At 70.7% G+C, this 22,290-nt stretch carries 17 protein-coding genes; 7 read left to right on the top strand and 10 right to left on the bottom strand.

Going from position 1 to position 22,290, the window contains the following annotated elements; all coding sequences use genetic code 11:
* Positions 1–493: 493 nt before the first annotated feature.
* The 5 genes from AC06FP_RS16670 to AC06FP_RS16650 all read right to left on the bottom strand — a co-directional run bounded on the left by AC06FP_RS16670 (position 494) and on the right by AC06FP_RS16650 (position 8,631).
* A complete protein-coding gene (locus tag AC06FP_RS16670; protein WP_478076323.1) occupies positions 494–1,369 on the bottom strand; it encodes a methylglyoxal synthase in 876 nt (291 codons plus the stop codon).
* Positions 1,370–1,554: 185 nt separating this feature from the next.
* Positions 1,555–3,000 (bottom strand): FAD-dependent oxidoreductase, encoded by a 1,446-nt coding sequence (locus tag AC06FP_RS16665; protein ID WP_478076322.1) that lies wholly within the window; start codon positions 2,998–3,000, stop codon positions 1,555–1,557.
* Between the two features lie 137 nt (positions 3,001–3,137).
* Positions 3,138–7,592 (bottom strand): glutamate synthase large subunit, encoded by a 4,455-nt coding sequence (gltB, locus tag AC06FP_RS16660; RefSeq protein WP_478076321.1) that lies wholly within the window; start codon positions 7,590–7,592, stop codon positions 3,138–3,140.
* 221 nt (positions 7,593–7,813) lie between these two features.
* Entirely contained in the window at positions 7,814–8,212 is a 399-nt protein-coding gene (locus AC06FP_RS16655; protein WP_456117661.1) for an I78 family peptidase inhibitor, read from the bottom strand.
* A gap of 98 nt (positions 8,213–8,310) precedes the next feature.
* Complete coding sequence (locus AC06FP_RS16650) at positions 8,311–8,631, bottom strand: hypothetical protein (RefSeq protein ID WP_478076320.1); 321 nt, start codon at positions 8,629–8,631, stop codon at positions 8,311–8,313.
* Between the two features lie 128 nt (positions 8,632–8,759).
* Here AC06FP_RS16650 and AC06FP_RS16645 point away from each other — a divergent pair, with 128 nt between their 5' ends.
* The 3 genes from AC06FP_RS16645 to AC06FP_RS16635 all read left to right on the top strand — a co-directional run bounded on the left by AC06FP_RS16645 (position 8,760) and on the right by AC06FP_RS16635 (position 12,217).
* Positions 8,760–9,875: a saccharopine dehydrogenase family protein gene (locus AC06FP_RS16645; protein WP_478076319.1), complete on the top strand. Its 1,116-nt coding sequence runs from the start codon at positions 8,760–8,762 to the stop codon at positions 9,873–9,875.
* A gap of 116 nt (positions 9,876–9,991) precedes the next feature.
* Positions 9,992–10,378 carry a BlaI/MecI/CopY family transcriptional regulator gene (locus AC06FP_RS16640; RefSeq protein ID WP_478076318.1) on the top strand — a complete coding sequence of 129 codons (387 nt, stop codon included), beginning with the start codon at positions 9,992–9,994 and terminating at the stop codon, positions 10,376–10,378.
* A 3-nt stretch (positions 10,379–10,381) separates the two neighbouring features.
* Entirely contained in the window at positions 10,382–12,217 is a 1,836-nt protein-coding gene (locus tag AC06FP_RS16635) for a M56 family metallopeptidase (protein ID WP_478076317.1), read from the top strand.
* 127 nt (positions 12,218–12,344) lie between these two features.
* Here the strand turns inward: AC06FP_RS16635 and AC06FP_RS16630 are convergent, their stop codons facing one another.
* Positions 12,345–13,481 carry a ribonuclease H-like domain-containing protein gene (locus tag AC06FP_RS16630; protein ID WP_478076316.1) on the bottom strand — a complete coding sequence of 379 codons (1,137 nt, stop codon included), beginning with the start codon at positions 13,479–13,481 and terminating at the stop codon, positions 12,345–12,347.
* The gene (locus tag AC06FP_RS16625; protein WP_478076315.1) at positions 13,478–15,970 is read right to left on the bottom strand and encodes a DEAD/DEAH box helicase; all 2,493 of its coding nucleotides are present in this window, start codon (positions 15,968–15,970) and stop codon (positions 13,478–13,480) included. Before AC06FP_RS16625 ends, AC06FP_RS16630 begins: the two co-directional genes overlap by 4 nt.
* A 192-nt stretch (positions 15,971–16,162) precedes the next feature.
* Here AC06FP_RS16625 and AC06FP_RS16620 point away from each other — a divergent pair, with 192 nt between their 5' ends.
* Together AC06FP_RS16620 and AC06FP_RS16615 are read left to right on the top strand one after the other, a co-directional pair.
* Positions 16,163–16,612, top strand: coding sequence for a hypothetical protein (locus AC06FP_RS16620; RefSeq protein WP_478076314.1), 450 nt, complete (start codon positions 16,163–16,165; stop codon positions 16,610–16,612).
* Between the two features lie 60 nt (positions 16,613–16,672).
* The gene (locus tag AC06FP_RS16615) at positions 16,673–17,698 is read left to right on the top strand and encodes an AI-2E family transporter (protein ID WP_478076313.1); all 1,026 of its coding nucleotides are present in this window, start codon (positions 16,673–16,675) and stop codon (positions 17,696–17,698) included.
* A 16-nt stretch (positions 17,699–17,714) separates the two neighbouring features.
* On the opposite strand, the gene AC06FP_RS16610 is transcribed toward AC06FP_RS16615, so the two are convergent.
* Positions 17,715–18,923 (bottom strand): DUF3667 domain-containing protein, encoded by a 1,209-nt coding sequence (locus tag AC06FP_RS16610; RefSeq protein WP_478076312.1) that lies wholly within the window; start codon positions 18,921–18,923, stop codon positions 17,715–17,717.
* A gap of 148 nt (positions 18,924–19,071) precedes the next feature.
* Positions 19,072–19,524, bottom strand: coding sequence for a nuclear transport factor 2 family protein (locus AC06FP_RS16605; protein ID WP_478076311.1), 453 nt, complete (start codon positions 19,522–19,524; stop codon positions 19,072–19,074).
* Between the two features lie 135 nt (positions 19,525–19,659).
* Here AC06FP_RS16605 and tmk point away from each other — a divergent pair, with 135 nt between their 5' ends.
* Positions 19,660–20,337 (top strand): dTMP kinase, encoded by a 678-nt coding sequence (tmk, locus tag AC06FP_RS16600; protein WP_478076310.1) that lies wholly within the window; start codon positions 19,660–19,662, stop codon positions 20,335–20,337.
* A 15-nt stretch (positions 20,338–20,352) separates the two neighbouring features.
* A complete protein-coding gene (gene rlmF, locus AC06FP_RS16595; RefSeq protein WP_478076309.1) occupies positions 20,353–21,333 on the top strand; it encodes a 23S rRNA (adenine(1618)-N(6))-methyltransferase RlmF in 981 nt (326 codons plus the stop codon).
* Positions 21,334–21,537: 204 nt separating this feature from the next.
* Here rlmF and AC06FP_RS16590 read toward each other — a convergent pair whose 3' ends face one another.
* Positions 21,538–22,227, bottom strand: a complete 690-nt coding sequence (locus tag AC06FP_RS16590) for an isochorismatase family protein (protein ID WP_478076308.1) — start codon at positions 22,225–22,227, stop codon at positions 21,538–21,540.
* Positions 22,228–22,290: the final 63 nt, after the last annotated feature.

Raw genomic sequence — 22,290 nt, 5'->3', positions numbered from 1 at the left:
CGGGTGCCGCTCAGCCCGGGGGTCGTTAGACGCTGCCAAGCACACCGAACGCTCCAGCAGCGCGGTGTCCGCCCCGGGTCGGGCCTCGAAGAAGTCGCGCGTGGGCTGGCCGCCGCCTTCGAGCCAAGGCCCATTTGGCGTTACAGGGAGAGGCTTCATCCCTTCGATCGAAGCGGGTGGCGGCGACTTTTCTGTGCCTGAAAGTTCCAAGGCGCAGTGTCACTGCGCTTCGACGTCGCAGATGGCGCGCTCCAGTTACGCATCTCGCTCCAATCTGGTACTTGAGCCAGGAGGGGGCAGAAGCCCTCCTGGCTGCAGGGCGCACCGACAGAGAGGCGCCATCGGTGGATCTGGCCGCTGGGCCGCCGCAGCCTCCCCGCGGGCGATGCAGGGGAAAGCGTCGCCTGCCCTGATGAACCAGGTTGATCGGCCCTCCGCGCATACGACAACGGGGCCCGCAGGCGCCGTTGTCGTGTTCCGATCGCAATGAAGTTCAGCGTCGCCGTGCCCGCTGCTGCGCGGCCATGGCCCACCGGGCGGCGAGATGGGGCGCGGTGATACAGACCGCCTGGTCCGTCACCGTCGTCACCGCGCGCTCCAGCAGCTGGATGTCCGCCTCGTGCTGGCGCGCCACGTGCGGGTCCTCGAAGAAAATCGCACGCTGGCAGCGGCCTTCCAGTACCCGGTCGGCGATCTGCGCGTCACCGCCCAGCGGGCCGCTCTGGAAGCGCTGGATCCATGCCTGGTCGCGCGGCCAGCCGCGGCTCCAGGCCAGTTCGTTCAAGTGCTGCCCCGTCGTTCCCGTGCCGATGCGTTCCCCGAACCGCGACAGCACGTCGAAATGCTCGGCAGCGAAGGCCAGCATCTGCGGCTTGCGGGCGTCGTGGGCGATCAGCGCCAGCGTCTGGTTGCCGACGTCGTGCAGGTCGTCCGCGCCCGGATCGGCCGGCAGCCCGGCGTGGATGCGCTCCATCTCGACCCAGTCGCGGGCGCTGGCCACCGTAGAGATGAAGGGCTTGTCGTGGATGACGCACTGGCGCTTCAGCGCGATGGCTTCGGGGAATACCGAGGACGGATCCACCGGGTCGATCAGGTAGATCGCGCCGTCCAGCGTGCGCTCCGGCGTGCCCATGCCGACGATTTCGGCGACCAGCTTCATCAGCCCGCCTTCGCGACCGTTCGGATAGCGCTTCAGGCCGGGCAGGCTGCCTGGCGGCAATGCGGCGGTGATGGCGTCGTGGGTGCGGCCCACGGCGTGCAGTTCCACGCCAAGCTCGCGCAGGCCACCGGCACTGGCATGGAGCCAGCGGAACAGGGCGGCGTCGGCGCGTTCGTGGTGCAGGCGGTTGGCGGCCAGGCCGATGCGCATTGGGGTCTCGCTGGGTTTTGGGATTTGAGTGTAAATCCTGGGGAAGTATTCCTTCTCTCTCCGTCGGAAGAAGATGCCGAGGAGAAGATGAAAGGTGAACCGGGGCCCGATGGTTGTTCGTCATGGACTTCGTTCGTCCCTCACCCCAACCCCTCTCCCGGAGGGAGAGGGGCTTTGTTCCCCTGTCAGTGCAGCAGCAGCTTGATGATGCTGGCCGCGGCGTCGCGGCCTTCGGCTACCGCCGTGACCACCAGGTCCGCGCCGCGCACCGCGTCGCCGCCGGCGAACAGCCGGGGGTTGTGCGTCTGGTAGGGCAGGCGACCGGCGCCGCCGGCGACGATGCGGCCGTTGCCGGTTGCTTCGACACCCTGCGACGCCAGCCAGTCCGGCAGCGTCGGCGAGAAGCCGAAGGCGATGATCACCACGTCCGCTTCCAGCAGCGATTCGCTGCCTTCGATCGGTTCGGCGTTGCGGCGGCCGTTGGCGTCGGGTTCGCCCAGGCGCGTCTCCACCACGGTCACGCCGATCACTTCATCGTCGGCACCGGCTTCGATGGCCAGCGGCTGGCGGTTGAACAGGAAGCGCACGCCTTCCTCGCGGGCGTTGGCCACCTCGCGCGCGGAGCCGGGCATGTTGGCCTCGTCGCGGCGGTAGGCGCAGGTCACGCGCGCCGCGCCCAGGCGGACCGCGCTGCGCACGCAGTCCATGCCGGTGTCGCCGCCGCCGAGCACCACCACGCGCTTGCCGTTGAGGTCGGGCAGGGCGATCTGGTCTTCCCAGCCGGCGATGGGCCGGCCCTGCGGATCGTCGCCGCCGACGATTCGGCTGTTCTGCACCAGGAACGGCAACGCCGGCAGCACGTTCTTCAGGTCCTGGCCGAGCAGGCCGCCGTCGGTGTAGCGGTAGGCGCCGGTGCCCAGGAACACGGCATCGAAGTCGGCCTGCAGCTGCTCGATGGTGATGTCGCGTCCGATCTCCACGCCGAGGCGGAACTGCACGCCCATGCCTTCGAGGATGCCGCGGCGCCGGTCGATGACGCGCTTGTCCAGCTTGAAGCTGGGAATGCCGAACTGCAGCAGGCCGCCGATCTGCTCGTAGCGGTCGAACACCACGGCCTGGATGCCGGCGTGCGCCAGGCGGTCGGCACAGGCCAGCCCGGCCGGGCCGGCGCCGACGATGGCCACGCGCCTGCCGGTCGGCTGCACCGCCTGCAGGTCCGGCTTCCAGCCGGTGGCCAGGGCGGTGTCGACGATGTACTTCTCCACCGCGCCGATGGTCACCGCGCCGAATTCCTCCAGCGTGCAGCTGCCTTCGCACAGGCGGTCCTGCGGACAGACGCGGCCGCAGACTTCCGGCAGCGGGTTGGTCGAATGGCACAGCGTCGCCGCTTCGTGGATGCGGTCTTCCTGCACCAGCTGCAGCCACTGCGGGATGGCGTTGTGCACCGGGCATTTCCAGCTGCAGTACGGGTTGCCGCAATCCAGGCAGCGGCCGGCCTGGTACTGCGCGTCGGCCTTGTCGAATTTTCCGTACAGCTCGCCCCAGTCGCCGGACGTGCGCAGTTCCACCGGAATGCGCTGCGGCATGGTGCGGGGGAGGTCGAGGAACTGGAAGGCTTGCTTGCGGCTCATGGGGGGCTCGTTGCGTCTGGGGGGCTCCCTTCTCCCGCTCGCGGGAGAAGGTGCCCCGAAAGGGGCGGATGAGGGGCTTTGCCTTGAAAGCGCCCTCACCCCGGCCCTCTCCCGCAGGCGGGAGAGGGGGAGAAGCGTCATGCAGCGTTGCGCAACGCGGCGGCCAGCGATTCGATGCTGGCGGCCTTGGGTTTCACCAGCCAGAACTTGCCGACGTAGTCGCGGAACTCGTCCAGGATCTGCTGCGCCCAGATGCTGCCGGTGAGCTCGCGGTGGCGGCCGATCAGGCTGTGCAGGTGCTGGCGGTAGTTCTCGAAGCCCTCGGCCGAGATGCGGTGGATGTCGATCAGCTCGTGGTTGTAGCGGTCCACGAAATCGCGGTCGATATCCAGCACGTAGGCCAGGCCGCCGGTGAAGCCGGCGCCGAAGTTCAGGCCGACCTTGCCGAGCACGGCGACGATGCCGTCGGTCATGTACTCGCAGCAGTGGTCGCCGGCGCCTTCGATCACCGCCAGCGCGCCGGAGTTGCGCACGCCGAAGCGCTCGCCGGCGCGGCCGGCAGCGAACAGCTCGCCGCCGGTGGCGCCGTACAGGCAGGTGTTGCCGACGATGGCGGTGTTGCGCGCCTCGAAGCGCGCGCCGCGTGGCGGCCGCACCACCAGCCGGCCGCCGGCCATGCCCTTGCCGACGTAGTCGTTGGCTTCGCCTTCCACTTCCAGGTTCAGGCCATCGACGTTGAACGCACCGAAGCTCTGCCCGGCGGTGCCGCGGAAGCGCAGGTTCAAGGGCGCTTCGGCCATGCCGTGGTTGCCGTGCGCGCGGGCGATGGCGCCGGCCAGGCGCGTGCCCACCGAGCGGTCGGTGTTGTGGATCAGGAAGCGGTGCTCGCCGCCGCGCTTGTGGGCGATGGCATCGGACAGCAGGCCGTCCATCTGCGTGGCCAGGCTGTCCGGCGACTGGTACAGGCGCTGCGCCGCGCAGTGCGCGCCTTCGTAGCGGGCCGGCGCGAGCAGGCGCGACAGGTCGACCCTGACGCCTTCGCGTGGCGAAACCTCCAGCTGCTCCAGCAGGTCGGTGCGGCCGACGATCTCGTCCAGCGAGCGTGCGCCCAGGTACGACAACCACTGCCGCACTTCCTCGGCCAGCAGGCGGAAGAAATTCTCCACGCGTTCGGGCAGGCCGGTGAAATAGCCCTCGCGCAGGCGCTCGTCCTGCGTGGCCACGCCGGTGGCGCAGTTGTTGAGGTGGCAGATGCGCAGGTACTTGCAGCCGAGCACGATCATCGGGCCGGTGCCGAAGCCGAAGCTGTCCGCGCCCAGCAGCGCCGCCTTGACCACGTCCAGCCCGGTCTTCAGGCCGCCATCGGTCTGCAGGAGGGTGCGGCCGCGCAGGTCGTTGCCGACCAGCGCCTGGTGCGATTCGGCCACGCCCAGTTCCCACGGCACGCCGGCATAGCGGATCGAACTGATCGGCGAGGCGCCGGTGCCGCCGTCGTGGCCGGACACGGTGATCAGGTCGGCGCCGGCCTTGACCACGCCGGCGGCGATGGTGCCGACGCCCGCATGCGACACCAGCTTCACCGACACCAGCGCGTCCGGGTTGACCTGCTTGAGGTCGTAGATCAGCTGCGCCAGGTCCTCGATGGAATAGATGTCGTGGTGCGGTGGCGGCGAGATCAGGCCGATGCCCGGTTTGGCGTAGCGCAGCCGCGCGATCAGTTCGTTGACCTTGTGGCCCGGCAGCTGGCCGCCCTCGCCGGGCTTGGCGCCCTGCGCCACCTTGATCTGCAGCACCTCGGCGTTGACCAGGTATTCGGCGGTGACGCCGAAACGGCCGGAGGCCACCTGCTTGATCTTGCTGCGCCTGTCGGTGCCGTAGCGCACCGGGTCCTCGCCGCCTTCGCCGGAATTGGAACGGCCACCGAGGCGGTTCATGGCGATGGCCAGCGCCTCATGCGCTTCGGGCGACAGCGCGCCGAGCGAGATGGCGGCGGTGTCGAAACGCTTGAACAGCGCTTCGGCCGGTTCCACCTCGTCCAGCGGCACCGGCGTGGCGGCGGGCCTGAGCTGCAGCAGGTCGCGCAGCGCCGAGGGCGGGCGCGAATGCACCGCTTCGGTGTACCGGCGCCAGTCCTCGGCCTTGCCGGTGCGCGCGGCGCGCTGCAGGGTCAGCACCACGTCCGGGTTGTACATGTGGTACTCGCCGCCGTGCACGTACTTGAGCAGGCCTCCGACCTCGGCCGGCGCCAGGTCGTTCCAGGCGCGCGCGGCGAGCTCGCGCGCTTCGGTGTCCAGGCGCGCCAGGCCGACGCCGCCGATGCGCGCGGTGGCATCGGGGAAGCACAGCCGCACCACGTCCGGGTCCAGGCCGACGATCTCGAACAGCTGCGCGCCGCGGTAGCTGGCCACGGTGCAGATGCCCATCTTGGAGATGATCTTGCTCAGACCCTTGTAGATGCCCTTGCGGTAGCTGCGGCCGATCTGCGAGACCTCGCCTCCCTTCTTCAGCAGCAGGATGCCGCGCCGGCCCATGTCGAACAGGGTCTGGTAGGCCAGGTACGGATACACCGCGGTGGCGCCGAAGCCGAGCAGGCAGGCCATGTGGTGCGCGTCGCGCGCGGTGCCGGTCTCGATGATCAGGTTGACGTCGCAGCGCAGGCCACGCGTCGACAGGTGGTGGTGCACCGCGCTGGTGGCCAGCAGCGCGTGCACCATCGGCCGCTCTGGCACCGGGTAGCGGTCGGACAGCAGCAGCATCACCACGCCGTCGCGCGCGGCCTGCTCGCACTGCGCGCAGATGCGCTCGATGCCGGCCTTCAATCCTTCCTCGACGCTGTAGGACAGGTCGATCAGGCGGTTGCGTTCGACGTACTGCTCCATCTTCAGCAGCTGGCGCAGCTTGCGCTGGCTGAGCACCGGCGAATTGAGGATGACGTGGTTCACCGTCTCCGGGCCGGCATGGAAGATGTTGGTCTCCTTGCCGAGCTGGGTGGTCAGCGACATCGCGCAGTCTTCGCGCAGCGGGTCGATCGGCGGGTTGGTGACCTGCGCGAACGCCTGGCGGAAGTAATCGTACAGCGGGCGGGTGTGGCGGCTGAGCACGGCGATGGGCGTGTCGTCGCCCATCGAGCCGGTGGCTTCCTGGCCGGTCTCGGCCAGCGGCCGCAGCACCTGCTCCACTTCCTCGGAGGTGAGCTGGAACAGCTTGTGGTAGCTGCGCAGCGTGGCTTCGTCGAACGGCTCCTCGGCCAGCGAGGGGTCGATCAGCTCGGTCTGCAGGTAGGTCACGCCCTGGTGCAGCCACTGCTTGTACGGCGCGCGCGCGCGGTTGATGCGGTCGATGGCGTCCGAATCGAGCAGGTCGCCGCGCCTGAGGTCGATGGCCATCATCTGGCCCGGGCCCAGCTTGCCCTTCTGCACGACGCGCTCGGTGGGCACTTCCCACACGCCGGCCTCGGAGGCGACCAGGAAATGGCGGTCGGAGGTCAGCATCCAGCGCGCCGGGCGCAGGCCGTTACGATCCAGGGTGCAGGCCGCATAGCGGCCATCGCAGGCGACGATGCCGGCCGGGCCGTCCCACGGCTCGCTGTTCAGGCCGTAGAACTCGTAGAACGCGGCCAGGTCGGCGTCCTTGAACTCCAGCGACTGCGTCGCCGGCGGCACCAGGATGCGCAGCGCCTGGATCAGCTCCATGCCGCCGGCCACCATCAGCTCGAGCATGTTGTCCATGCTCTGCGAGTCCGAGCCGTGCATCGAGATCACCGGGTCGAACTCGGCGATGTCGAACTTGGGCGTCTTCCACACCTTGCTGCGCGCCTGCGCCCAGTGGCGGTTGCCTTCGATGGTATTGATCTCGCCGTTGTGGGCGAGCAGGCGGAACGGATGCGCCAGCGGCCAGCGCGGCATCGTGTTGGTGGAAAAGCGCTGGTGGAACACCACCACGCTGGAGGCTAGCTCGTGGCGCTGCAGGTCGGGGTAGAACGTGCCCAGCTTGTCCGGCAGCACCATGCCCTTGTAGCTGATGGCGTCGGCGCTGAGCGTGGTGACGTAGTAGTCGGCGACATCGCGCAGCGCCTGCTCGCTGCGGCGCCGCGCCAAGAACAGCGCCAGCGCGAACTGCCCGGCGCTCTGGGCGGGATCGGCATCGACGAACACCTGCTCGATCCGCGGCAGGGTGGCGCGCGCCAGTTCGCCGCAGACGCCCGCGTCGGTGGGCACCACGCGCCAGCCGCGCGGCTGGCAGCCGGCATCGCGCAGGCGCGCGTCGAGTTCGTCGCGGCAGCGCTGCGCGGCATCGGCGTCGTGCGGCAGGAACACCACGCCGGCGGCGAAGTTGGGCCCGATGCGGATGCCGGCCTCTTCGGCCAGCCGGCGCAGGAACACGGTGGGGCGCCGCAGCAGCAGCCCGCAGCCATCGCCGGTGAGGCCGTCGGCGGCGACGCCGCCGCGGTGGGTCATGCGCGAGAGCGCGGCGATGGCGGTATCGACGAGCAGGCGGGAGGGCTGGTCGTCCAGCTGCGCGACCATGCCGAAACCGCAGGCGTCGCGTTCGTCTTGCGGGTCGTAGAGCCCCTGGCGGTTGCGGAGGGTCATCTGTGCCTCGTGGTGCGCGGGTGAGCGGCGACACCTCTCCCTCGTCCACCGCGTCACACCATGCACGGCCGTTGCTGGCGCGTGCACGGCATGCCCGTCACTGGAGCGCAGCGTTGAGGCCACCGGATGCGCTCGACTAGATCACAGTTGCTGCGGTGCCGCAACGCATGGTTGCGGCAGCAACCAAAGCCTTGCGGCGCAAGGCTTTGGACGGGTTTGCGTCAGCCGCAGCGCACGCCGCTGACCAGGTTCTTGTCGTCCACTTCTATGTTCAGGCGCTCGCCCAGGAATTCCATGGTGATGGGCTGGTTGGGCTTGAGCATGCGCACCTTGGCGGCGCCGGCGTCCTGCCTGGCCTGCTCGGCCAGTTCTTCGGTATACGGCTGGCCGACCAGGCCTTCGACCTGGCTGGCGTCGCAGGTGCCGACCGGCGGCGGGGTGGCGGCGGCGGCCTGGTCGGGCGTTGCGGCGGCATCGGCGGCCTGCTTGGCCTGGTCCATGGCCTGCTCCTGCTCCTCGGGGGCGGGTCCGTTGCAGGCGCCCAGGGCGAGCGCGAGCGAAAGCGTGGCGATCAGGGCGGTGGGGCGGCGCAGGGCGCGCGGCATCGTCGGGATTCGCATCGGAACTCCAGTGCGTTGAGGGACGCTGCAAGCATATCGCCTGGTTTCCGGTGTGTACCGTCGCAGCGCGTCATCCGGCCGCGCGCGTCAGCGCGGTTTCAGCCGCAGCGCAGCGCGGTGATGCCGTTGTTGCGGCCGACTTCGATGGTCAGCCGGTCGCCACCGGACGTGGCGCTCGCCGGCGCGACCGGCACCGGCGCATCGCCGCGCACGGTCTGCACCTGCAGGCTGTCGCTGTCCACGCGCACGCGTTCCACCGTGGCGGGCGAGGCGGCCAGGCCGGTCGCGCCGATCACCTTGTCGGTATGGCATTGGCCGGAGATGACGCCGTCGATGGGCTGGACGCTGGCGACGGGCGCGCTGCTGCAGGCGGTGGCGGCCAGCGCGATGGCGGCGGTGGTGACCAGGTTGCGGTACATGGCGGACTCCACGACGAGGGGCGACGCGCCGAGCCTGCCGCCGCCGCCGTGTGCGGGCGATGAAAGCCGCGCGACGCAGGCGCGGTCCCCGCCGATAATGCGCGCATCGCCGCGCGTGGAATGGATCGATGACGCAACAGGAAGGCTGCAGGGTCGTGGTACTGGGCGGCTACGGGCACTTCGGCGCGCGCATCGTGCGTGCGCTGGCCGCCACGCCGGGCATCGCCGTCATTGCCGCCGGGCGCCACCCGCAACGGGCCGCGGCCAACCTGCCCGGCGTGGACATGGCGCGGGTGCAATGCTGGCGCCTGGACGTGGACGATCCCGACTTCGCCCGCGAACTGCGCGCGACCGGTGCCGACCTGGTCATCCACACCGCCGGCCCGTTCCAGGGACAGGGCTACGACGTCGCGCGCGCCTGCCTGCAGGCCGGCATGCACTACATCGACCTGGCCGACGGCCGCGATTTCGTGCGCGACTTCCCGGCGCGGCTGGATGCCCTTGCGCGCGACTGCGGGCGCAGCGCGATCAGCGGCGCCAGCACCCTGCCGGCGCTGTCCAGCGCGGTGGTCGACGCGCTGCGCGATCGCTTCGACATGCTGCAGTCCATCGACATCGTGATCGCGCCGGCGCAGGCCACGCCGCTGGGCATGGCCACGGTGCGCGCGGTGCTGTCGTACTGCGGCCAGCCGTTCGAATGCTGGATCGATGGGCGCTGGCAACGCGTCGTCGGCTGGGCCGATCCGCGGCCGGTGAGTTTCGCGCGTATCGCCCCGCGCCTGGCCTCGCCCTGCGACGTGCCCGACCACGACCTGCTGGTGCGGCGTTACCCGGGCGTGTCGACGGTGCGCTTCCGCGCCGCGCTGGAACTGCCCGTGCTGTCGCGCGGCCTGGCCGCCCTCGCCTGGCTGCGCCGCCGCGGCCTGCCGCTGCCGATGGCGAGGCTGGCCGGCGCCTTCGCCCGTGCCGGCCGCGGGTTCGACCGCTTCGGCACCGACCTGGGCGGCATGCGCGTGACCCTGCGCGGCCAGCGCGGCGGCGTCGCCCACCGGGTGCACTGGGACCTCACCGCGCCGATGCTGCACGGGCCGGAAATTCCCACCTTCGCCGCGGTGCTGCTGGCGCGGCGCCTGGCGCGCGGCGAACCGCTGCCGGTGGGCGCGCAGGCGTGCATGGGCCTGCTGGACCTGGCCGCGTTCGAGCAGGAATTCGCCCGCTGGCGGATCGACAGCCAGGTGTCCTGAGGCAGCGCCGGAACCTGAAAGCGTTCAGGCTTACACAGGCCGGCATGCCCTTCGGGCTATTGACTACAAATGTAGTCATGCCTACCGTGGCGACAAATGTAGTCACGGAGTCGACCATGCGCCGCAAGACCATCGGGGACCAGGAACTGGCCCTGCTGCAGTACATCGGGGAGAACGAGCCAGCCAGCGTCGGCGAAGTGGCCGCCGGCTTCGGCGAGGCGCGCGGGCTGGCCCGGTCCACCGTGCTGACCATGATGGAACGCCTGCGCACCAAGGGTTACCTGCAGCGCGCGCAGCACGAGGGCGTGTACCGCTACCAGACCACCGCCGAGCAGCAGGACGTGGTGAGCAGCGCGGTCGGCAGTTTCGTCGAGAAGACCCTGCAGGGTTCGATCTCGCCGTTCGTGGCGTGGATGTCGGAAAAGGCCGAGGTCAGCGACAACGAGCTGGCCGAACTGGAAGCGCTGGTCAGCAGGCTGCAGTCGCAGCGCCGGGAGGATTGAGCCATGGAGACCGTTCTCGAACTGCTCGGCAACCGCCTGCTCGCCACCAGCGTGCAGACCGTGCTGCTGACCGCGCTGGTATGGCTGCTGTGCCGCAGCGTGCGGCGCCTGCCGGCCGCCACCCAGTGCGGCCTGTGGTGGCTGGTGGCGCTGCAGGCGGTGCTGGGCCTGCTGTGGGCCGCGCCGCTGGAACTGCCGGTGCTGCCGGCGCCGGAAGCATTGCAGATGGTGCCGCAGGCCGCCGCGGCCACGCCGGCGGCGGCCACCGCGCCGCTGGTGGTGATGACGCCGCTACCGCTGGAAAGCGGCTGGTCGTGGCTGCACGTGGCGATGGCGCTGTGGCTGGCCGGCGTGGCGGTGATGGCGCTGCGCACCGCGCTGGCATGGCGCGCCAGCCGCGCGCTGCTGCGCACGGCGCGCCCCTGCGACGACCGGCGCCTGGATGCCGCGCTGCAACTGGCGGCCGAAGCGCACGGCCTGCGCCGCGCGCCGCGGCTGATGCTCAGCGCGGCCATCGACTCGCCGCAGCTGGTCGGGCCGTGGCGCCCGGTGCTGCTGCTGCCGGCGCGCAACCTGCGGCGCATGGGCGACGACGACCTGGACATGGCCCTGACCCATGAGCTGGTGCACCTGCAGCGCGGCGACCTGTGGTGGGGCCTGCTACCGGCGTTGGCCCAGCACCTGTTCTTCTTCCACCCGCTGGTGCACCTGGCGGCCCGCGAATACGCCATTGCCCGCGAAGCGGCGGTCGATGCCGCCGTCGTCGCCGGCGACCGCCATTGCCGCCAGCACTACGGACGCCTGCTGCTGCAGCTGGGCGTCGCCCCCCGGCCCGGCGCCGGCCTCGCCAGCGCCTCGCCCACCTTCCTCAGCCTCAAGCGGAGACTGCTCATGCTGCAGAACACTTCTTCCTTCCCGCGCGTGGGCGCGGGCCTGATCGTCGCCGCGGTGGCCCTGGTCGGCGTGCTGCCGATGCGCCTGGTCGCCATGCCGGTACCGCCGGCTCCGCCCGCGCCGCCGCCGGCGCCCGCGGCGCCAGCCGTACCCGCCCCGCCCGCCGTGCCAGTGGCCGGCCACTCGGTGGTGCGCACCGTGATCTCGGCCAAGGGTGCGGCGCCGGCGCTGCCGGCTCCGCCCGCCCCGCCGCCGGCCGTTCCCGCAGCACCTGCGGCACCTGCGGCCCCGCCTGCGCCTCCCGCGCCGCCGATCTCGACCAGCGGCGTGATCCATCTTTCGCAGAGCCCGAGCAGCAACGGCTACGTGCTGCTGAAGGACGACCACAACATCATGAACGGTTCCACCGCCGACCTGCAGCAGGCGCGCCGGCTGGACGACGGCAACGGCGTGCTGCTGCTGCGCCGCGACGGCCGCGCCTACGTGGTGCGCGACGCCGGCATGCTGTCGCGCTTCGAACAGCTCTTCGCCGAAACCATGCGCCTGGGCGAGGAACAGGGCCGGCTTGGCGAGCGCCAGGGCAAGCTGGGCGAACGCCAGGGCGAGATCGGCGGGCGCATGGGCGAAATCGGTGCGCGCATCGGCGAACTGGCCGCGCGCCAGGCCCAACTCGCCCTGGCCACGCATGGCAAGGCCAACGACGCGCTGATGCGGGAACAGATGGAAGCCGCGCGCCGCGAGGCGGAGAAGGTCCGCGCCGAGATGGATTCGCCGGCCATGCGCGAGGAAATGCGGGAACTGGCGCGCCGGCAGACGGAACTGGGCAAGCTGCAGGCCGAGCTGGGCCGCCAGCAGGCCGACGCCAGCGTGCGTGCCCAGCGCGAGGCCGAGCGCCTGATCCAGGAAGCGATCCGCGACGGGCTGGCACAGCCGGTCCGCGGTTGAGGGCGTTGCCGGCGGGGTCCGCTCCCGCCGGCGCTTCATTGGCAATGCGTGTGCGGGGCAAGGCCCGCATCTACATCCGCAGGCGCCGGGGCTTTCCCGGTAATGCCCAGCGGGGCAGGCCCCGCGTCTAAGGAGCCTGGACGGATGCCCGTTCCTCGGCTTCGGCCTGCACCAGGCGCAGGAACAGCTGCGCCAGCGTCACCACGTCCTGGTGGTTGTGTTCGCCGACGCGGCGCAGGTTGCGCGCGCTGCCGCCGCGCAGGTAGTCCAGCCAGGCGCCCGGCGCTTCCGAGCCGGGCAGGTCGTCCTCGCGCTGGATGCGCAGCAGCTGGCGCTCGATGGTCGCCAGCCGGCAGTTCTCCCAGGTGCCACGGTAGCGGCGGCGCGTGGGGAACAGCAGGTCGACGTGGTCCAGCGCGGACAACGGGTCGCCGCGCCGTGCCAGCCGGTAGCGCGTCTTCAGCAGCGGCGCGTCGTAGCAGCGGCCGTTGTAGCTGGACAGCACCGTGGTCGGCGCCAGCCAGGCGGCGAAGGCCTCCAGCATCGCGCTCTCCGCGCCCATCGTGGCCATCAGCAGCTGGCGCACGCGCAGCCCTTCGCCGCGCGTCGCATCGCGGTGCCAGTCGGCGGCGCCGATCATGAAGGCACGGGTGCCGGTGCCGCCGGCCAGGCCGGTGGTCTCGGTGTCGAAGAACAGCAGGTCCCGCGGCTGCACGGCATCGTCCGGGCGCCGGCTGAATGCCAGCGACAGCGGCTGCGCGGGAATCGGCTGCGGCAGGAAGGCTTCGACCAGGTGCAGGCCGGGTGCGATCTCGGTGCCGGGCAGTTCGCGGTCGACCGGCCCGCTGCGGTCGTCGCGCGCTACCGGTGCGATTGCGCGGTTGCGGGTGGCGAGCAGGCGGCGCAAGGCGTGCACGTCCTGCGGCCGGCCCGGGGAACGGGAGGCCGGTGCGGGCGCCGGCGTGACGGCCCTGTGCCGGATCTGCTCGACCCAGCCAAAGACCGAGTCCTCGCGAGCGGGCGATGCCGGCAGCGCTTCGCCGTGCGCTGGTGCTTCGTGCGCTGGTGCTTGTCGTAGGAGCGGCTTCAGCCGCGAAACCGATGAACCTGCCGAAGCCGGCGAAGCGCCGGAGGCCACCGGAGCGGGCATTGCCTCGGCTTCAGACGGTGTCGGTTTCGCGGCTGAAGCCGCTCCTACGACAGCGGCCTCCGCATGCCCGGCCTGCCTGCGCAGCGCCTTGAGCTTGTCCAGGCTGAGGCTCATGGCAGCAGGTCGAGGGCTACGTCCGCTTCGTCGGCCATGACCGCCGGTACCTGGTCGCAACGCTCGTCGGACAGCAGCGACAGCACCCGCAGCGCCAGCGAGCGCGGCGTTTCGCCCGGGCCTTGTTCCTGCGCGGCCAGCACCGGGCCGACGCAGGCCGGGCAGCCGGCGCTGCAGTCGCAGCGCTCCACCAGTTCGAGCGCGCGCTGCACCAGTTCGCCCTGGCGCTGCCACAGCGGCTCGCTCAGGCCCACGCCGCCGGGGAAGTTGTCGTACAGGTACACGGTGGGCACGAAGCTCTGCATCAGCTCCACCGCGCCCTCGCCGGCCTCGTTTCCGCGCAGCTGGCCGCGGCCGCTCTGGTCGGCCACCGCGAACCAGGCGCCATCGCCGTTGCCCACCGCCTTCTGCAGGTCGCGCGCGTCGGCCATCACCGCCACGGTGGCGACGATGTGCAGCGCATATGCCGCGCCGAGGAAACCGTCCAGCGCATCCTGCTTCTGCGCGAAGCTGCGCAGCAGGGTGGCCTGCGGCAGCTGCCACCACACCGCGGTGGTGTGCAGTTCCTGGTCGGGCAGGTTGACCGGGCCGTAGCCGATGTTCTCGTGCGTGTAGTAGCGGATCTTCTTGTAGCCGGCCACGCGCCGCACCACGTGCACCTCGCCGTGGTGCGAATCGCCGCGCCCGGCGCCGTTGCCGTCGAAGCGGTCCAGTACCTTCAACTTGGTGAAGTCGATGCTGTCGGTGTAGTAGTCCACGTGCGTGCGGGTGACGTAGGCCTTGCGCCCGTCCCAGTCCAGCCGCTCCACCTGGTAGGGCGTGCTCTGCACCATGTGGATGGCGCCTTCGTACAGGGTCAGCGCGGCGGCGGAGTAATCCACCTCGGCGATGATCTGCTGCTTGCCGTCGCTGCGGTCCACCACCACGAAGTTGCCGTCGGCCACCGCGCGCAGGCTCACCGCGTTGGCCGGGTAGCTGTCGGCGATCCACTCCCAGCGTTCGCCTTCCTGGTGTACCACGTCGGTTTCGGCCAGCGCCTGCAGGAACACCAGCGGATCGATCGGGCCGAACGGCTCGCCGCTCATGAACGGCAGCTCGAAGGCCGCGCAGCGGATGTGGTCGAACAGGACCAGCGGCTGGTCCGGCGCGATGCGCGCGTGCTCGGGCGTGGCGTTGGCGAAGAAATCCGGGTGCCGCACCACGTACTGGTCCAGCGGCTGGCTGCTGGCGACCATCACCCCGAGCGCGGCCTGCTGGCGGCGGCCGGCGCGGCCGAAGCGCTGCCACGTCGCCGCGACACTGCCGGGGTAGCCGTTGAGCACCACCACGTCGAGCGCGCCGATGTCCACGCCCAGCTCCAGCGCCGAGGTGCTGACGATGCCGTCGATGTCGCCGGCGCGCATGGCGCGTTCCACCTCGCGGCGCTCGGTGGGCAGGTAGCCGCCGCGGTAGGCGCGGATCCGCGCCGGCTTGCGCGGGTCGTTGTCGAAGATGTCCTTCAGGTACTTGGTCAGCACCTCCACCATCAGCCGCGTCTGCGCGAACACCAGCGTCTTCAGCCCGCTCTTGATCGCGATGCGGGCGATGCGGTTGGCCTGCGAGCGCGCCGAGGCGCGCAGGCCCAGGTCCGGGTTGATCACCGGCGGGTTCCACAGCAGCACGTGCCTGGGCCCGGTGGGCGCGCCGGACTCGGTGATCGCATGCACCTGTTCCTCCACCAGCGCTTCGGCATGCGCATGCGGGTTGCCGATGGTGGCCGAGCACAGGATGAACTGCGGGCGCACGCCGTAGAACGCGCAGATGCGCTTGAGCCGGCGGATCACGTTGGTGACGTGGCTGCCGAACACGCCGCGGTAGGTGTGGATCTCGTCGATCACCACGTAGCGCAGGTTCTCGAAGAACTGCGCCCACTTGGTGTGGTGCGGCAGGATCGCCTGGTGCAGCATGTCCGGGTTGCTGACCACGATGTCGCCATGCAGGCGGATCGCCTGGCGCGCGTCGCCCGGCGTGTCGCCGTCGAAGGTGAAGGCCTTCACCCCCAGTTCGCCGGCGCGGTTGAGCTCCAGCAGCTCGGCCACCTGGTCCTGCGCCAGCGCCTTGGTCGGGAACAGGTACAGCGCCTTGGCGTTGCCCTGCATGGCCGCGCTCACCACCGGCAGCGTGTAGCACAGCGACTTGCCCGAGGCGGTGGGCGTGACGATGGCCACGTGCTGGCCGCGCTGGGTGGCGTTCCAGGCCTCGGCCTGGTGCGAGTACAACTGCTCGATGCCGCGCGCCTTGAGCGCGGCCTTCAGCGTGTCGGGCACGTCGTCGGGGATCGGGGCGTAGCTGCCCTCGCGGCCCGGGATCGTGAAACTGCCGGTGACGCGGTCGCCGTAGCGCCTGGCCAGCCGCTGGCCGAGCAGCGCGCCGTCGCGCGAGGGCAGGCCGTCGGTGGTCGCCAGCGCCCGTTCGCTGGCTTCGGTGCGGGGAGCGAGGGAAAACGCCATGCCGGTACTGCCGATCAAAGGATCGGCATGGAAGCACACCATCGTCTCAGCCTGTGAGACGCGCGCGGGCTGAACGCCCGCCACGCCGGCGAACGGAATCTGAAGGCGGCATCCGTATGCTGCCGCCTTCGGATGCCGGCAGGGACATGAACGGTGGCAAGGCGTGGGTGGTTCGGAGCGTGGATGGCGGGCATGGCCCTGGCAGGCGCGGCGCAGGCGCAGAAGGCGTCGCCGCCCGTCGAACAGCCGGTGCCCGCCGCGGACACGGCGGACGCCGCGCCGCCACCGGCCGAAGGGGTCAGGACCCTGGAGGAAGTGCGCGCGCTCAAGCCCGAGGACGACCAGCCGCTGGACCTGTACCGCTTCCGCAATCCGGTGAAGGTCGAATCCAACCGCTTCAGCCGCTCGTGGAGCGAGCCGCCCACGCCCGAGCAGGTCAGCCTCAGCGGCGGCTACCTGATGATGGGCATCAACTACGGGCTGCAGGCCGCGGCCAAGGGCCTGCACAAGCTGAGCGGCGGCCGCGACCAGATCCAGTCCGCCATCGCCCGCCCGCCACCGGAACTGAGCGAGGAACAGCGGCGCCGCGCGCTGCGGTTCTGCGCGCAGCAGGAAGGCTGCGCGGCGCCGCCGGGAAACTGAGGACAGGTGCGGCGCCATCGCGATCGCCTACCATGGCGCATCTCCGACGGGCCCGCCGCAGTGACCGACCTCCTTCCGCTGAAGCCGGCGACGCCGCCGTCGCGCATCGCCGCCTGGGTACTGATGCTGCTGGGCATGTGGGTGGTGCTGCGGCTGGGACTGGTGGTGACCCTGCTGTCCGGCCTGCTGGTGTTCCACCTCAGCCACGTGCTGGCCTCGACCGTCGAAGGCAGGCTGCCCCCGGGCCGGGCGCGGGCGATCGCGGTGGTGGTGCTGTCGGTGGCGGTGGTCGGCCTGCTGAGCCTGGCGATCGTCGCGGTGGCTTCCTTCTTCCGCAACGAGACCGGCGGCCCGGACGCGCTGCTGGCGCGGCTGATGGAAATCCTCAACACCTCCCGCCACCAGGTGCCGGCGCTGCTGCAGCCCTATATCCCCGAGGACATGCAGGCGCTGCGCGCCGGGGTGAACGAATGGGTGGCCGAGCATCGCCGCCAGTTGGGCGTGGCCGGCACCTCGGCGGTGCAGATCAGCGTGCGCGTGCTGATCGGCATGGTGCTGGGCGCGATGATCGCGCTGTACGACGAACTGCCGCTGCCGCAGATGGGGCCGCTGGCGCGGGAACTGGTGGGCCGCACCAGCCGCCTGGCCACCGCGTTCCGCCAGGTGGTGTTCGCGCAGGTCAAGATCTCCCTGCTCAATACCCTGTTCACGGCGATCTTCCTGCTCGGCGTGCTGCCGCTGCTGGGCACGCCCCTGCCGCTGGCCAAGACCCTGGTGCTGATCACCTTCGTCGCCGGCCTGCTGCCGGTGGTGGGCAACGTCATTTCCAACACCGTGATCACCATCGTCGCGCTGTCGGTGTCGTTCTACGTCGCCGTGGCCGCGCTGCTGTTCCTGGTGGTGATCCACAAGCTGGAGTACTTCCTCAACGCGCGCATCGTCGGCGGCGAGATCCGCGCCCACGCCTGGGAACTGCTGCTGGCGATGCTGGTGATGGAAGCGGCGTTCGGCCTGTCCGGCCTGGTCGCCGCGCCGGTGTTCTACGCCTACGTCAAGCGCGAACTGGTGGACCAGGGCTGGATCTGAAGGCGCGTCCGGCCGCTCACGACGACACCCCGGCCAGCGCCGCGTACATCACCCCGAAGATCACCAGCCAGAAATAGAGGGTGCCGATGAACACGTAGCGCGGCAGCGTCGCCCACCAGCGGCCGCCGTACACGCGCTGCTGCATCCACAGCAGGTAGACCGGCACCGACAGCCACAGCGCCGCGTAGACGCAGTCGCCGAGGGCGTTCGCGACGGGGTGGCCGATGGCGCCGGTGATGCCAATCGTCAGGAAGGTGGCCAGCAGCACCAGCATCAGCCAGGCGTGGCTGTACAGCGCCACCACCAGGTGCTCCAGGTAGCCGATGCGGCGGCCCAGGTAGGCCACGCGCAGTACCAGGGCGAAAACCGGCATCAGGAAGAACAGCGCGCCGGGCAGGGCGGTGAGGAAGGCCTGCACGTACAGGTCGGTCTTGCCGCCCATGCGCTCCACGTTGGCGCGGGTGTTGTCCAGGCGGTGGTTGAGCCAGTCGTTGACGAACCGCGGCCAGCCGGCCAGCACCACCGGGTTGGTTTCCGGGTCCCAGGGCTTGCCGCCGACGGTGTAGTTGAACAGGCCGCCGTTGTGCCGGCTGCCGGCGCGCACGGCGGCCTGGGTGGCGCGCTCCATGGCGGAAGCGGTGTTGTCCTTCCCCGCGGGCGCGGCCGGTTCGTCGAGTTCGGCCAGGCGCTGCGCGGCGGCGGCGTTCAATGCGGCCGTGGCGATGGCGAAGCCGGTCGCGTTCTGCGGCGCGCCGCCCAGGTCGCGTTCCAGCTCCGCCAGCCGCGCCGTGCGCAGGGTCTCCACGTCGGCCGCGGTCTGCGCGGTCGCGAAGACGTTGTTGCGGCCGCCGCTGGTGTCCAGGTCGTCGGCATGCAGGGTCAGCTTGCCGACGAAGAAGGTGAACAGGGTGAGGATCACGAACAGCCGCAGCGGCTGCACGTAGCCCACGCGCCGGCCGTTGAGGTAGTTGAGCGCCACCCGGCCCGGCACCAGCAGGTCGCGCAGGGTGCGGAAGATGCGCCCGTCCAGGTGCCAGAACGACTCGAACACCTCCTCCACCGCATGGCCGAAATGCTTGAGCGGGTTGTGCGAGGACTGTCCGCAGGCATGGCAATAGTGGCCGTGCAGGCCGGCGTGGCAGTTCTCGCACGCGCCATGCGTGGGCGCGGCCTGTTCGACAACGGCCGGATGCGGGGCAGCAGGCGAAACGTCGTTCGGGTTCATGTGACTGACGGCAGCGGCTCACGGAAGCGGCATACGATAGCCGTGTTTGCCGGCATTGTTCAGCATCGATTTATGCGCGGCGCGCCAGGCCGCGGTGGCGGTACCGTGCAGCCAGCAGATACCGCTTCGCTGCGCGGCGACGATGGGCTCAGCCGCGCGGATTGGCCTTGCGGTGCCAGAGCGCGTTGACGATCACCCAGCGGCCGTCGAATCGGCCCATCTGCAGGTGATCGATGAACCACGGGCTTTCCAGCCGCACCGTGGCGATGTCCTCGTCCACCTGCAGTACCGTCACCGTGCGTTGCCATTGGTCGCGCGGGGTCTTCAGTGCGCCTTCGCGGGTGAAGCGGATCAGTTCGTCCGAAGTCATGCGCCCCAGCCCGAGGATCTCGTTCGGGTTGGCGGCAACGTTGCGCTTGGCCAGGTCCGGGTGCAGCGCCCGTGTGACCCGTGCCACGTCGCCCTCCAGCTGTCCATCCATGTAGTCGTAGGCCGTGGCTTCGATGGCCTGCAGCGTGGCCACATCCGGCGGTGCCGCGCCGGCGCTGCCGGCGACGCACAGCATTCCCAGTACGCACCAGCGCATTGCGGCTGACAGCATGGCAGGCTCCCGTTGGCGATCGTGCCCAGTGTGCCGGTTGTCGCCTCGGTGGCCATGGGCCGGTAGTCACCGGCCGCAGGGGCACCGGCGCCGGACGGGGTGGGTGTGCCCGACCGCTTCGGCTAAAGTACCGCGATGACGAAAGAGCACATTCCCGGCGGCCTGTTGATCGCCATCGAGGGCATCGACGGTGCCGGCAAGTCCACGCTGGCGCGGGGGCTGGCCGATGCGCTGGAGCGGGCCGGCGCCGAGGTGGTGCTGAGCAAGGAGCCGACCAACGGGCCGTGGGGCACGCAGCTGCGGGCCTCGGCGGCGACCGGCCGGTTGAGTCCGCAGGAAGAAGTGGACCTGCTGCTGCGCGACCGCCGCCAGCACGTCGAGGAGCTGGTGGCGCCGGCGCTGGCGCGCGGCGCGGTGGTCATCCTCGACCGCTATTTCCCGTCGATGGTGGCCTACCAGGGCGCGGCCGGGCTGCCGGTGGACGAACTGCTGCAGTTCAACGACTTCGCCCCACGCCCGCACCTGCTGCTGCTGCTGGACCTGCCGCCGGCCACCGGGCTGGCGCGCATCCGCGCCCGTGGCGACGTGCCCAACCATTTCGAGACGGCGCAGAACCTGGAGCGCTGCCGGGCGATCTTCCAGCAGCTGGACCTGCCCGGCAAACAGGTGATCGACGCCAGCCGCAACGAGGCCGAGGTGCTGGGCGACGCGCACGCGGCCATCGCCGCCGCGCTGGCCCGGCGCGCGGACGGCCAGGGCGGACTGCTGCGGCGCTTCCAGGAGCAGGACGCCGCGCCGGCCGCCGGCCACTGACCGCCCGCACCCGCCATGCCGACGCCTCCGCACCCGGCAAAGCGGCGCGCCGCGCCGGCGACCGTGGGCCTGCATCCGCGCAACCGCCACCAGGGCCGCTACGACATGGCCCGGCTGGCGGCGGCCAATCCGGCGCTGCGCGCGCACCTGCGTCGCGCCCCGGATGGCGGGCAGAGCATCGACTTCAGCGACCCGGCGGCGGTGCGTGAACTCAACCGCGCGCTGCTGGCCAGCGACTACGGCATCACCCGCTGGGATATCCCCGATGGCTACCTGTGCCCGCCGGTGCCGGGCCGGGTGGACTACCTGCACGGCCTGGCCGACCTGCTGGCGGCCGACGGCAACGGCGCGGTTCCGCGCGGGCCGGACGTGCGCGCGCTGGATATCGGCGTCGGCGCCAACTGCATCTACCCGCTGCTGGGGAATGCCGAGTACGGCTGGCGCTTCGTCGGCAGCGATATCGAACCGGCTGCCCTGCAGTGCGCCGGCGCCAATGTCCGCGCCAACGGGCTGGAACAGGCGATCGAACTGCGCCAGCAGCACGCGCGCGGCAGCGTGTTCGCCGGCGTGGTGCAGCCGCAGGACCGTTTCCACCTGACCCTGTGCAACCCGCCGTTCCATGCCTCGGCCAGGGAGGCCGCGCAGGGCAGCCAGCGCAAGCTGCGCAACCTCGGCGGCGACACCGCCGCGCCGCACGGCAGGCCGCCGCTGCTGAATTTCGGCGGGCAGGCCAATGAACTGTGGTGCACCGGCGGCGAGGCCTCGTTCCTGCGCCGCATGATCCGCGAGAGCGTGGCCGTGCAGGCGCAGGTTCTGTGGTTCAGTTCGCTGGTGGCCAAGAGCGAACACCTGCCCGAGCTTCGCAGACAACTCGCCAAGGCCGGCGTCGCCGAGGTGCGCGAGGTGCCGATGGCGCAGGGCCACAAGCGCAGCCGCTTCCTGGCGTGGAGCTTCCATGGCCCGGCCGCGCGCGCGGCGTGGCTGGTTCGGGATTGAAGGGACCTGTCCATTCGATGCCGGCACCATCGCCAGGCTGATGATGGTCGCGTCGGCGGTCGATGCGGAACAGCCAACCGGGCTTGATTGCGGACGCATGAAAAGAGGGAGCGGCCAGGCCGCTCCCTCCTGTCGTCCACCGTGCGACCGGCCGCCATGGCGGGTGGCGGCCATGGGCGGCGGACCGGAACCCGGCGCGCTTCTTCAGCCGCGCTGCGAGTCCAGCGGTTCGTCGTTGCGCACCACTTCCTGCGCCTTCGTGTGGCTCTCGATCAGCAGCTGGTAGTTCGGGAAGATCTGGGTGTAGGCCTGCGCCCACTCGGCGGCGTCTTCGCGGTTCCAGGTCTTCTGCAGTTCCGAGGCCACGGCCGCCACGTCGATCACCACAACGCCGGCCTGCATCATCCGCGCCAGGGTGATTTCCTGCGCCTGCTTGGAATAGGTGCCGGAAGCATCGATCACCGCGAACACCTGGTAGCCGTCGGCCACCGCGGCGATCGACGGGAACGCCATGCACACGCTGGTGATGGTGCCGGCGATGATCAGCTGCTTCTTGCCGGTGTCCTTCACCGCCTGCACGAAGTCCGGGTTGTCCCAGGCGTTGATCTCGCCCCTGCGCGCCACGTAGCGGGCGTGCGGCGCGTTCTGGTGGATCTCGGGGATCAGCGGGCCGTTCGGGCCCTGCGGCACCGAGGCGGTGGTGATGACCGGAATCTTCGCCAGCGTGGCGAGCCGGGCCAGGGTCGCGGCCAGGCGGCGCAGGGTGGTGAACGGCATGTCGTGCACGGTCTGGAACAGGCCGCTCTGGTGGTCGATCAGCAGCATGGCGACGTTGTCCGGGTCGATGACCGGCTTGGCGCCGTTGAAGTTGGCGGCGTGCGGGAAGGCGTTCATGGCGGTTTCTCCGAAGGGACTGCGAAGGAAGGCGGCCGCCGACGGGCGGTCGCGGGGGAGCCG

This window comes from Stenotrophomonas sp. Steno-Z2 (assembly GCF_056393235.1).
This window is presented reverse-complemented; position numbering and strand designations above follow the sequence as displayed.